This is a genomic window from Marispirochaeta aestuarii (genome assembly GCF_002087085.1).
Classification (GTDB): Bacteria; Spirochaetota; Spirochaetia; order JC444; family Marispirochaetaceae; genus Marispirochaeta; species Marispirochaeta aestuarii.
In genome coordinates this window covers 294423-306497 of record NZ_MWQY01000001.1, presented here as the reverse complement: position 1 = coordinate 306497, position 12075 = coordinate 294423, and the positions used below count along the sequence as shown (strand labels likewise).

The 12075-nt window shown below is 52.0% G+C and carries 10 protein-coding genes; 8 read left to right on the top strand and 2 right to left on the bottom strand.

Going from position 1 to position 12075, the window contains the following annotated elements; all coding sequences use genetic code 11:
* Positions 1-126 precede the first annotated feature (126 nt).
* A complete protein-coding gene (choX, locus tag B4O97_RS01390) occupies positions 127-1107 on the bottom strand; it encodes a choline ABC transporter substrate-binding protein (RefSeq protein WP_198946993.1) in 981 nt (326 codons plus the stop codon).
* Between the two features lie 527 nt (positions 1108-1634).
* On the opposite strand from choX, the gene B4O97_RS01385 reads away from it, so the two are divergent.
* The 7 genes from B4O97_RS01385 (at position 1635) to B4O97_RS01355 (ending at position 9604) form a co-directional block, all read left to right on the top strand.
* A complete protein-coding gene (locus B4O97_RS01385) occupies positions 1635-2471 on the top strand; it encodes an SDR family NAD(P)-dependent oxidoreductase (protein WP_083047564.1) in 837 nt (278 codons plus the stop codon).
* A gap of 60 nt (positions 2472-2531) precedes the next feature.
* The gene (gene betB / locus B4O97_RS01380; protein ID WP_083047562.1) at positions 2532-4028 is read left to right on the top strand and encodes a betaine-aldehyde dehydrogenase; all 1497 of its coding nucleotides are present in this window, start codon (positions 2532-2534) and stop codon (positions 4026-4028) included.
* Between the two features lie 119 nt (positions 4029-4147).
* Positions 4148-5389 (top strand): beta-ketoacyl-ACP synthase II, encoded by a 1242-nt coding sequence (gene fabF, locus B4O97_RS01375; RefSeq protein ID WP_083047560.1) that lies wholly within the window; start codon positions 4148-4150, stop codon positions 5387-5389.
* A 164-nt stretch (positions 5390-5553) separates the two neighbouring features.
* Positions 5554-6897: an NAD(P)H-dependent flavin oxidoreductase gene (locus B4O97_RS01370; protein ID WP_233142873.1), complete on the top strand. Its 1344-nt coding sequence runs from the start codon at positions 5554-5556 to the stop codon at positions 6895-6897.
* Between the two features lie 72 nt (positions 6898-6969).
* Positions 6970-7704, top strand: a complete 735-nt coding sequence (locus tag B4O97_RS01365; RefSeq protein WP_083047556.1) for a FadR/GntR family transcriptional regulator — start codon at positions 6970-6972, stop codon at positions 7702-7704.
* Between the two features lie 134 nt (positions 7705-7838).
* Positions 7839-8678, top strand: coding sequence for a transketolase (locus tag B4O97_RS01360; protein WP_083047554.1), 840 nt, complete (start codon positions 7839-7841; stop codon positions 8676-8678).
* On the top strand, positions 8678-9604 hold the full coding sequence (locus tag B4O97_RS01355) for a transketolase family protein (protein ID WP_083047552.1): 927 nt from the start codon (positions 8678-8680) through the stop codon (positions 9602-9604). Before B4O97_RS01360 ends, B4O97_RS01355 begins: the two co-directional genes overlap by 1 nt.
* Positions 9605-9648: 44 nt before the next feature.
* Here the strand turns inward: B4O97_RS01355 and B4O97_RS01350 are convergent, their stop codons facing one another.
* Complete coding sequence (locus B4O97_RS01350; RefSeq protein ID WP_083047550.1) at positions 9649-10668, bottom strand: uroporphyrinogen decarboxylase family protein; 1020 nt, start codon at positions 10666-10668, stop codon at positions 9649-9651.
* Positions 10669-10854: 186 nt separating this feature from the next.
* Here B4O97_RS01350 and B4O97_RS01345 point away from each other — a divergent pair, with 186 nt between their 5' ends.
* A complete protein-coding gene (locus tag B4O97_RS01345) occupies positions 10855-12021 on the top strand; it encodes a DctP family TRAP transporter solute-binding subunit (protein ID WP_096348825.1) in 1167 nt (388 codons plus the stop codon).
* The last annotated feature ends 54 nt before the right edge of the window (positions 12022-12075 follow it).

Here is a 12075-nt window from a genome sequence, read left to right as displayed (position 1 = left end):
AAAAGAAAAAAGGGCCCTGTCTGTACCGAGAGAGTTACGATCCTCCATCGACCACAGGACCCTTTTCATGAAAATCAATAATCAGATATTTTTTCAATTTGCAGGAATCCGGTATTTCTTCCCGTCTTACAGGTTTAGACTCTCCCGAACAACCGGCAGGGCGTCGCGGCCATCCACGGCCTTTACGCCTTTGAGCCATGAATCGAGAATCGCAGGATTCTCAGCCAGCCACGCTTCCGCGGCGTCCATGGCGGTCATACCGTCGGCAATCATCTTCATGATCTCACCCTCCATATCAAGGGTAAACTCCAGATTCTTGAAGAAACGCCCCAGATTCGGGTTTTCCGCCGCATAGCCGACTCGTGTGATGGTATGCACAGTAGCTGCCCCGAAGTCGGGACCAAAATAATCGTCTCCATCGGCAAGGTACTCTATATCGAATACAGTATTCATGGGGTGCGGAGCCCAACCGAGAAAAATGATCCATTCGTCATTCTTTGTAACCGCCTGTACCTCCGCAAGCATTCCGGCTTCACTGGACTCTATGAGCTCAAAATCCCCAAGACCGAAGGCGTTGCTGTCAATCATCTGCTGAATCAGTATATTTCCGTCGTTCCCGGGCTCTATACCGTAAATTCTGTAATTGAATTTTTCTCCGTGCTCGGCAAGGTCTTTAAAGCTTGTAACACCCGCATCGGCAACGTACCGGGGAACAGCGAGGGTATACTTGGCTCCGGTAAGATTTGTCTTGTAATCAATTATCTCGCCTTCTTCCAGAAGAGGCCTGGTAATGGAACGCATGGAGGGTTCCCAGTCGCCGAGAAAAACATCAATATCGCCGGTGCTGATAGCCTGGAATGCTATGGGCACGGATACAATTTTACTTGTAGTGTCGTATCCCATTGCCTCCAGAACGATCCTGGTAGCGGCGGTAGTGGAGTTGATATCGGTCCACTGGACTTCTGCAAAATCGACGGTCGTGTCGGCATCGGAAATCTTCGCTTCGATGGAAGCATTGTCCTGCTGCCCTTCGGCAAAAAGCATACCGCTTACAAGAAATAGAACACAGACAACTGACAGCAGGGTTTTCCCTGTTTTAAACACCATTAGTATCTCCTTTATGGGTGATTTAATCTTAACAGAAATGTAAATTTTATCCTTCGTGTTCTAAGTATATACTTGTTTCAAAGGAACTTCAAGTCCGCAAGTCGGATATTCCGGCCAGGAATAAAGATGGGATTCATTCTTGACATCCAGTTGAAACAAAACAATATATCTTTTATATACAAATATTTATAATTTCCCAGTAATCTCATTCTTCGGAGAATATACAAATACTATTCCATTCCTTGCAGCCCACGAAATCAGTTTTAGAGAAAAGTCATTCTGATTTTTTATATTTCCTATGGACTCTAACAATATTTATGTGGTAGGCTAAACATTATCGACGCAGAAATGCAGTAATTTATCCTTCTTCCGTACCGGTGTCGCAACATATACAGGACACGGGAATAGAAAAAAGTCGTTCGAATCTGACCTCACTGCTTTGGTTGGTATTCACCTTTAATCGAACACGGCAACAGGTTCGATACAGGTGTATGCAAATTATTTTATTATCTTTTTAAGGAGTTTATATGAGTGAACGATTTCTTGAAGGACGGGTAGCTCTGGTTACCGGGGGCGCTTCCGGTATGGGACGCGCCATGGCACTGGCATTTGCAAAAGCAGGCGCGGACGTTTCAATCGGGTCCCTCCTTTCAAATCGCAGGGAGACCAAAGCCGACGGAGAGCTTGTGAACATGCCGGGGTCCGAAGAGATGGACCGGACAAAGAAAGAGATCGAGTCCTTCGGTGTCCGGGCACTGGCGGTTGAGCTTGATGTAACATCCACAGAATCCTGTGAGAATTTCTACGCGGAAACCGTAAAGGCCTTCGGCAAGGTCGACATCCTCGCCAACGCCGCCGGTATAACCGCCGAGCACGGTGTCGTGGATCATCCGGAAGGTCTCTGGCTCAAGGTTATGGACGTAAACGCCAACGGTCCTTTCCGCATGAGCAAACTCTGCCTTCCGGGCATGATGGAACGCAAATGGGGACGCATAATAACAATCTCTTCCACCGCCGGAAACGTCGGAGCCCCCATGTCTCCAGCATACTGTGCCTCAAAGGCGGCAGTCCTGGGTATGACCCGCGCCATGGCCCTTGAGGGAGCGGAACAGGGTGTTACCGCCAACGCCATCTGCCCAGGCTGGGTCGAGACCGATTTTGGACGGGACTGGATCTCCGACATTGCTGAAAAACAGATGAACATGAAGGGTGATGAACTGATTGCCCAGGAAGCGGGCAATAACCCCCAGAAGAGGCTGATCAAGCCGGAAGAAATCGGGGCAACCGCACTGTTTCTGACCAGCGACGGTGCATACGGAATTAATGGCCAGGACATTACGGTATCCGGAGGTTCCCTGTGGTAAAGGAAAAACAGAGTATTTCCCACATCTTTTTATATCCCGATGATTACGGAGGAGTTGCGTATGGCAAAAGAGCTTAAATATACCGGTAAAACAAAAATGTACATAAACGGAGAATGGGTAGATTCCGTCTCCGGAAACATGAGAGAAATTGTCTATCCCTGCACGGGAGAAGTAATTACGAAAGTAACGGAGGGCAGCGCAGAAGATGTTACACTGGCTGTCGATGCTGCCCGATCAGCCTTTGACCTGGGAGAATGGCCCGGCACTCCTGCTGCCGAACGGGGCCGTCTCATTGAAAGACTTGCGGATAAAGTCGAAGAAAACCGGGAAAGCCTCGCCCGCCTGGAGAGCCTCGATACGGGTAAAACCGTTGAAGAGAGCCGCTGGGACATGGACGACATAGCCGGCATATTCCGCTACTTCGGTCAATTGGCAGACAAGGAAGGGGGAGAAATCATCCAGTCCCCCAACCCCAACACCTCCAGCCTGGTTGTACGGGAACCCGTCGGCGTAGCGGCACAGATATCGCCATGGAATTATCCCCTTCTTCAGGCCTCATGGAAGATTGCGCCGGCCCTGGCCGCGGGTTGCACAATCGTTATGAAACCCAGCGAAATAACCCCATTTACCACCATCAGAATTACAGAACTCGCCGAAGAGGTCGGATTCCCCAAAGGAGTAATCAACCTTGTGCTCGGTGCGGGCGACACTGTGGGCTCGGAGATGACCACCAATCCGGGAGTGGATCTTGTCTCTTTTACCGGGGGCATCGTTACCGGCAAAAAGATCCTCAAGGCCGCAGCCGATACGGTCAAGAAGGTGGCCCTTGAACTGGGCGGGAAGAATCCCAACATCATCTTCGCCGACGCGGACTTTGATACCGCGGTGGATTTCGCCCTGAATGGCGTGTTTTTTCATGCCGGACAGATATGTTCAGCAGGTTCACGAATTCTGGTGGAAGAACCCATTCGAGAAAAATTCACCGCCGAACTTAAACGGCGGATAAAAAATATACGAATCGGAGATGCCTTTGACCCGGAAACCCAGATGGGTCCCCTGATCTCCGAAGAGCACCGGAACAAGGTGAAGAGCTATATCGATCTGGCGAAGAAGGAAGGAGCCTCGATTGTCTGCGGCGGTACGGAACCGGAGAACCCGCCTGATAAAGGAGGGTACTACTACCTCCCCACCCTGATAAGCGATGTGCACAACGACATGCGCCTGGCCAAGGAGGAGATCTTCGGGCCGGTCATCACCATAGAATCCTTCTCTACCGAAGAGGAAGCGGTCACCCGGGCCAACGACACCATCTACGGCCTCTCCGCCGGCGTCTGGACCAGAGACCAGGACCGGGCCCAGCGGGTTTCCTCCCGGCTCAGGGCAGGAACCGTCTGGATAAACGACTTTAATGTCTATTTCGTTCAGGCTCCCTGGGGCGGATACAAACAGTCCGGCAGCGGTCGGGAACTAGGAAAGGTCGGCCTGGAGGAGTATACCGAGATAAAACATATCTATCAGAACTATGCCAACGAACCGATCAACTGGTTCGGCACCTGACACTATCTATCAGTTTTTCCTGGGCTGTCCGGATTTTTCCGGGCAGCTTTTTTGTTTATATCCTCCCGGTGGATGACAAGTCGGCCGTCGGCCGATAAAATACAGACTGAGGAACTTACATGAAACACGCGAATGATATTGTTGTTACAGGGATAGGCGCCATTACGTCAATCGGAAACACCCGGGAGGCCTTCTGGGAAAATCTGATTGCCGGAAGATCCGGCGCGGACACCATACACGCTTTCAATCCTGCGGGCTTTGGCAGCACCATCGCCTGTGAGGTAAAGGATTTCAATCCCCAGGATTTGATGGACAAAAGACGGGCCAAGAGGATGGCGCGTTTCAGCCAGCTCGCAGTCTGTACCGCCCTTGCGGCCTGGGAAGACGCGGGGCTGGACCTGGAAAAGGAAGACCCTGCCCGTATCGCTTCTCTTGTCAGCAGCGGGGCCGGGGATTATGAGCATATCGAAATTCAGCACCAGACGCTTCTCGATAAAGGGCCGCTCAAAGGACATCCCCTTGTGGTGCCCAAAATAATTCCGAATATGGCTGCCGGGAACGTCGCGATTGAACTTGGCATCCATGGTCCCTGCTTCGGGGCTGTCTCGGCCTGCGCCACCGGAGCGCACACCCTTGCCCTGGGAGCCCAGCTGCTGCAGCTGAACAAAGCGGATGTAATCGTTGCCGGAGGCGCAGAATCCACCATAACCCCCCTGGCAGTGGACGCCTACGCCTGCATGAAGGTCCTGTCCACCAGAAATCATGAACCGCAGCGGGCCAGCCGTCCTTTTGACGCAGATCGGGACGGCTTCGTCATCGGAGAAGGTTCCGCGGTACTTATACTTGAACGAAGAGACCGGGCCCAAAAACGGGGCGCCCGAATCTATGCCACCCTGGCCGGTACCGGAATGACCGCCGACGCCCATTCCATTGCGGCGCCCGATACCGAAGGCCGCTGGGCCGCTGAGGCCATGAAAACGGCAATGCGTGAGGCAGGACTGAATCCTGAGGACGTGGATTATATAAACGCCCATGGAACATCCACCCGGGCCAATGATTCCACAGAAACAAAGGCCATCAAATCCGCCCTGGGGGACTCCGCAAGGAAAACTCCCGTCAGTTCAACAAAATCCATGATCGGCCACACCCTCGGAGCCGCAGGAGCGCTTGAAGCCGCAGCAACCGTTCTGGCCCTGTATAATGGGGTCCTGCCTCCCACTATAAACCTGGAGAATCCCGACCCCGAGTGCGATCTTGACTATATTCCCAACGAGGCCCGTTCGGTTAAAATCCGGGCAGCCCTCTCTAACTCCTTCGGTTTTGGCGGACAGAACGGTGTACTCGCCTTCAGGGCGGAATAAAAGCGGAGCAGCTCAAAAAGAGTGTTTGTAACCATAGTCCGGGAGGAAGGGGTAATTTTTCAGGGCGCCCGGCGGAAATACCGTCTCTACGCCTTTATTAATCTCAGAAATCCTGTCATACTGCTGGTCATTCGGCCGGCGGCCGAATCATTATGGAGGCTGTTGTGCAAAATCTGCGTTTAGATACTGCTTTTTCTTCTCTAAAAAAACTCGCTTCGGACCTGTCCGAATCCGTCCCCGTCAAGGGTATTCTGCAAAAGCTTAATCAGCTGTCCCTGCCCCGTTTCGACTGGCCCTCTTTCCGGATAGGCGACCTCACCGCCAGAATTCCTGTGGTTCAGGGTGGAATGGGAGTGGGAATCTCCCTCTCCGGACTGGCATCGGCGGTAGCCAGCGAGGGAGGCATCGGCATAATCGCAGCCAATGCCATCGGCATGCTGGAGCCCGACTACTTCAAGGATGGTCGTGCCGCCAACCTGCGGGCCCTTCGCCGGGAGATCCGCAGCGCCCGGGAAAAGAGCGACGGCATACTCGGCGTAAACATCATGGTAGCGGTCAACGATTTTCATGAGCTCCTGGATGTCGCCATTGAAGAGAAGGTTGACCTGGTCTTCATGGGTGCAGGGCTGCCGATAAAGAATATACCCGTCGAGAAGATGCGGGCCGCCGGGGTCAAGGCTGTCCCCATAATCAGTTCCGCCAGAGCAGCGGAGATGATTTTTAAAATGTGGAAGAAGATCTACAACGATGTTCCTGATGCCCTGGTCTTCGAGGGGCCGAAAGCCGGCGGGCACCTTGGTTTCAGCGAGGAGCAGATCGATGATCCCGCTTTTCAGCTGGAGTCTATCGTACCGCAGGTTGTGGAGGCTGTCCGGCCTTACGAGAAGGAGTTTCAGCGCCGAATACCGGTTATTGCCGGCGGAGGCATCTTTACCGGAGAAGATATACACGGGGCCCTGGAGCTGGGGGCTTCCGCCGTTCAGATGGGAACCCGCTTTGTAGCCACCCACGAATGCGACGCCGATGCGGCATTCAAAGAGGCGTATGTACAGTGCAGCGCGGAGGATATTGGACTGATCCAGAGCCCCGTAGGCATGCCGGGCAGGGCAATACGAAACAGCTTTATTGAGGACTCCGAAGCAGGGCGCAGGCCATCCTTTAAATGCGCCTGGCAGTGCCTCGCCAGCTGCAAGGCGGAGAAAGCCCGGTACTGCATATCCATTGCCCTTAATAATGCCCGGCGGGGAAAGTTGAACCAAGGCTTTGTTTTCGCCGGATCCAACGCATATCGTGTGGAGAAAATACTCTCCGTTGCCGCCCTTATGGGAGAGCTTGCAGAAGGTTTCAGACAGACAGCCCGCAGCAAAGTCGCCGGCCGTATCGAAGCCGCCGTCGCTGAGATCCAGGACCTTCGGGCCCAGTACGAGAGCATGCGTCTTCAGTTTCAGGATTTTCAGACCGCCATTATGGACCGCTTCAGTCAGGTACTGCCTCTTATACGGGCCTGACACGAGGAACAGCTGACTTCAAGGGATAATTATTTCATTGACAGCACTTGTATTATGTAATATAAGAATTTCATGACAAGACTGGGTAAAATTGAAACATCGCAGATCAAGATCCAGGTGTATGAAAAATGTAAGTCCATGATCGTCAGCGGGAGCTGGGCACCGGGGGATCGTCTGCCTTCGGAAAGTCAGCTATGTGAGCAGCTGGGCGTCAGCCGCGTCTCTGTCCGTTCCGCCCTTCAATCCCTTGAAGCCCAGGGGTTTATCGAAATACGCCGGGGAGAGGGAAGCTACGTTAAGCACTTCAACCTGTCGGACCAGCTGGATCTTCTGCTGCCCATCTTTGCCCTGGGCAAAAAGGACGTTCTGGATGTTCTGAAATTCCGATTGATTACGGAACCGAGTTTCATGCCCTACGTTGTTGAGAACGCCACCGAAAAGGATCTTCAGGACCTGGAAGCCATTCTCGAAAAGATGAAGAGCTCCACCAGCAACATGAGAAAACACGCACAGCTGGATGAGCAGTTTCACTTTAAACTGACGGAAATCGTGAACAACAGCGTTGTCTACAAGGTCTACAGGGTGCTTTTCGAGATTTTCAATTCCGCCTGGAACGAGGTCTGCAATATCCTCGGTCCCGATGCGGGCATTCACTATCATGCCAGGCTGCTTCAGGCTATACGTAATCGGAACAAGCAGAAAGCGGAAGAGATCATGCGGGAGCATGTACTCTGGACCTTCAACCAGATAAAGAATTATTACGACCGGCAGGAGACACCGGAGATTCCCAAGGTTGTGCTTGATTAGTGCTAATCCCTAATGTAGCCCGGGGCCAAAAAGGTTGACAATTTAACAATATACTGTATGATACTTACTGACCGGATTGAATTTTTTTTGTTCAATTTTGTTGTAATACATGTTACATGCTAGGAGGATAGGCCATGTCAACTCAGGACGACCTGATAAAAAGCCTGAAAAAGAAAGCCGTTGAAATGCGTCTTGACCTGCTTGAAATGCTCGAACCGGGCAAGGTAGGCCATTTAGGCGGCAGCAGTTCCGCGACGGATATTGTCGCAACACTGTATTTTCACAAGATGAATTATTCCCTGAAGAATGCAAACGACCCTGACAGAGATTTCTTTCTTATGAGTAAGGGGCACGCCGTACCCGCTCAGTACGCGGCTCTGGCGGAAGCCGGATTCTTTTCCAGGGATGAATTCCCCAAGATGAAAACCCTGGGGGGAATGCTTCAGGGCCACCCGGATATGAAAACTCCGGGAATGGAAGCGGTAACCGGATCCCTCGGGCAGGGACTTTCCATTGGTGCCGGTATCGCCTATGCGAAAAAGCGCATGAACAAGGCCCAAAACAAGGTATACGTCATGTGCGGAGACGGAGAAATGGCAGAGGGACAGCTCTGGGAAGCCGCAGCGTTTGCCGCCACCTATGAACTTTCCAACCTGACAATGATTCTGGACCAGAACGGACTTCAGGCATGCGGAAGCTGCGTTGATATCATGAACATTCCCAATCTTCCGGATAAATGGGCAGCCTTTGGCTGGGAAGTAATAGAGATCGACGGGCATGATTTTTCCCAGATTATTGAAGCCCTGGACAGGGATCCCGGTTCAAAACCCAAAGCAATCATCGCCCACACCATCAAAGGTAAAGGCTTCCCCTTTGCTGAAAACGTTGTCGGGTTCCACAACGGTGCCATGACCAAAGAACAGCACGAAGAAGGGAAGAAAGCCCTGTTAGCAGTTAAGGAGGCTTTAAAATAATGGCAGAGATGGCAAGTTTACGAGAAGCATACGGTAAAGCCCTTGTACGTATCGGAAGCAAAAACAAAGACATAGTGGCCCTGGACGCCGATCTCGGAAAATCCACCTTCTCGCGGGCCATTGAGGAACTGGGAGAAGAACGCTTTGTCGAGGTCGGAATTGCCGAGCAGAACATGGCTGCGGTCTCCGCCGGTATGGCAATTGCGGGGAAGATTCCTTTTTTCAGCTCCTTCGCGGTATTTTCAACCGGACGGGCCTATGACCAGATCAGAAGCTCCATCTGTATTCCCGGATTCAATGTGAACATCTGCGGATCCAGCGCGGGATTGAGCGACTACGGTGACGGAAAAACCCACCAGGCCCTGGACGATATCGCCATTATGCAGGTCCTTCCCAACATGACTGTCCTTGTACCCGCCGACGCCAATCAGGTGGACGGAATGGTAGAGGCCATGGCAAATCACCCGGGCCCCTGTTATATCCGTATTCCCAGGAACGAACTGCCGGTTATTACCGAGAAGGCACCCTACACAATCGGCCAGGTCGATACCTTCCGGACCGGTAAGGACCTGACAATTTTCTCAATGAGCGGAATGATCCACAACTCCCTGGAAGCGGCGGAAATACTCGCAAAAGAGGGCATCGAAGCCGAGGTCGTCAGCCTTGGGACGATAAAACCCTTTCCCACCGAAAAGGTACGGGAAATCGCCGCAAAAACCGGAAAGATCATGATCGTTGAAGAACACAATGTTATCAATGGTCTCGGATCATCGGTAAAATCCGCCCTCGCCGGCATGGCTCTCAAGATCGACCATATGGGAATGCAGGATTCCTTCGGTCAGTCCGCTGAAAGCTATGAGCTGCTCCTCGAGTATTACGGTCTTACCGCGAAGGATATCGCGGAACGGGCGAAGAAGCTCGTTTAAGGGTTTTGTATTCCATCAAGCCCCCGGCGAACGGGGGCTTTTTTCTACCCTGCTGACTGCGTCAACTCCACCAGGTAGCGGTAATTCTCCGGTCGGACGGCGTTACTGATGGAATTCCCGGAAGACATTATATGTCCTCCCTTGGCCGAGACCCTGGATAGAAGGATTTCCACCTCCCGGCGTATATCCTCCTTTGCCCCGCGGCTTAAAAGATCAACCTCCACGTTGCCCATTACGGCAACCCTGTGGCCGTATTTTTCCCGGACCTCCGCAAGGTTCATGCCGGCCTCCAGCTCCAGCGGCCCCAGGGCATCTGCACCGGTTGAAACCATGTCTTCGATAATTGCCCAGACATTTCCGTCGGTATGCTTTATACAGTACCCGCCCTTCTGCTTGATGTTTCTTACCGTTTCCGACAGTCCGGGAAGGATCATATGACGAAAGGTGACCGGCGACATAATAGTACCGGTTTTGCTGGCATAATCGTCTCCGAGAACTATAAGATCGACCCCGCCTTCGATGGCAAGACTGTGCAATTCACGGTAATACCTGCCGACCTTCTCCATCAGTTCAGCGGCGGCATCCGGATACAGAACCAGGTCCATCAGGAAATTTTCCATTCCCCGCAGATACCAGGAGGTAGCAAATACCGCTCGACTCAAGAGAGCTATCATTTTTTTGCCCTTGTAGCGTCGTACAAATTCGGGAATTAACGTGAGCATGCCGTCATCCCGGGGATCGGGGGTAGAGAACCGGGAAATATCGTCGACATCCCGAATCGGCCAGTCAAGAAGAAAGGGAAAGGGCTCTTCTCCCAGAGCCAGACGGCAGCCCCAGTTATCTTTGAAGATCCTCTTGACCGGATCGATCCAGGGAAAATCCTCTTTTTCATAGAGTACCTGATTGACGGTCATGCCATCGAGATCCAGCGAGTCGATTACATCGAAATAATCCCTGCATCCGAGCCCCTGGATCACAGAATTAGCTATACTGAGTTCAAACAGGGGAGGACGGTCCGGCAGACCTTTTTCGAGGGCTGTTTTCATACGTTCGTAGCTGTTCATATCTTCTCCTGATATTTCCTGATGTGATAACTTGTATTACATACCATATAACACCGTATACAATGATACGAGTAAAATAGCATGAATTTTTGAAGAAAAAGCTTGCAAAGCAACAACTTCACTGAGACAATACTCACTATAGCATGTATTACATGTTACTAATATTTACCGTTAAAGGAGCTGTCAATGCAAAAGAAGATCAGCAAAGTATTCCTTGGCATTCTTGCCCTCAGTATTATCATGATGAGCGCACTGGTTGTCGGTTGCGCCGATGACTCTGCCGCCGAAGCAAAAGCTGCCATGGAGGCAAAGAAAACAGAAGCGGCTGAACCCGCCCAGGAAAAAAAGAGTGTACCCGAGAATCTGACCAAGGCTCTGCCCGATGCCAAGTACGTTATGCGTATGGCCTACACCGATGCCGGCACCTGGCCTGCAATGGGAGAAAAACCTCAGGCAGAACACGCCTACGCACTTCTTTTCAAAAGTGTCGTAGAGAGCATGTCCAACGGAGTAGCGTCGGTTGAACTGTATCCCGGCGGAACCCTGGCGCAGAGTAAGGCTGCCACTGAAATGGTTCAGAACGGAACCCTGGAAATCGCCATTACCACCGGAACCATTGCAGGTTTCTACCCGGCGATGCAGGTTTTCAGCCTTCCCTACGCCTTCCGCTCCGATGAGGTGGCCTGGAGAGTTTTCGATGAGAGCGACTTCTGGAAAGACATGGTTGCTGATATGGCAGAAAAATCCAACCTGCTCGTTCTCGGGATGGGTCAGAACGGAACCCGGCACTTTACCAACAGTAAAAAGGTCATCAAGTCTCCTGCAGACATGAAGGGAATGAAGTTCCGCGTAATGCCTTCCCCCATTTTCAGCAAGATGGTCGAAGCCCTCGGAGCTACCGCCATGCCCCTGGCTCATAACGAGATTTACACCGCCTGTCAGACCGGTGTTGTTGACGGACAGGAAAACCCCGTATGGAACATCGCTGCCAACAAATGGTACGAAGTGCAGGATTACATGACCCTCGATGGTCACGTGTGGAGTGAAAACATGGTTGTAATCAACAACGATTACTTCAACGAACTCCCCGCTGATATTCAGCAGATCATCAAAGTTGCCGCCCTTCAGGGTCAGTGGGCCGACCGGGTATCCGAAGCCCTGGCAAGCAAGATTACCGATTTCAGCGTCCTGAACGCAAACATGGACATCTACTCTCCCACCGCGAACGAGATGGGACAGTTCAAGGCAGCGGTTGAACCGGTAAAGGAATGGCTCAAAGGCGAAGTCGGTGCCCAGGTGGTAGACGATTTCTATGCCGCAATTGCCGAAGCCGAAAAAGAAATCGGATACTGATTTTATCCACGCATACCTCAGACAATTTCATCATCCGACCGCACCGGGCCTCCT

Excerpts from the sequence above, each read along its gene's own strand:
- choX (WP_198946993.1), bottom strand. The coding sequence starts at position 1,107 with ATGGTGTTTAAAACAGGGAAAACCCTGCTGTCAGTTGTCTGTGTTCTA.
- B4O97_RS01385 (WP_083047564.1), top strand. The coding sequence starts at position 1,635 with ATGAGTGAACGATTTCTTGAAGGACGGGTAGCTCTGGTTACCGGGGGC.
- betB (WP_083047562.1), top strand. The coding sequence starts at position 2,532 with ATGGCAAAAGAGCTTAAATATACCGGTAAAACAAAAATGTACATAAAC.
- fabF (WP_083047560.1), top strand. The coding sequence starts at position 4,148 with ATGAAACACGCGAATGATATTGTTGTTACAGGGATAGGCGCCATTACG.
- B4O97_RS01365 (WP_083047556.1), top strand. The coding sequence starts at position 6,970 with ATGACAAGACTGGGTAAAATTGAAACATCGCAGATCAAGATCCAGGTG.
- B4O97_RS01360 (WP_083047554.1), top strand. The coding sequence starts at position 7,839 with ATGTCAACTCAGGACGACCTGATAAAAAGCCTGAAAAAGAAAGCCGTT.
- B4O97_RS01355 (WP_083047552.1), top strand. The coding sequence starts at position 8,678 with ATGGCAGAGATGGCAAGTTTACGAGAAGCATACGGTAAAGCCCTTGTA.
- B4O97_RS01350 (WP_083047550.1), bottom strand. The coding sequence starts at position 10,668 with ATGAACAGCTACGAACGTATGAAAACAGCCCTCGAAAAAGGTCTGCCG.
- B4O97_RS01345 (WP_096348825.1), top strand. The coding sequence starts at position 10,855 with ATGCAAAAGAAGATCAGCAAAGTATTCCTTGGCATTCTTGCCCTCAGT.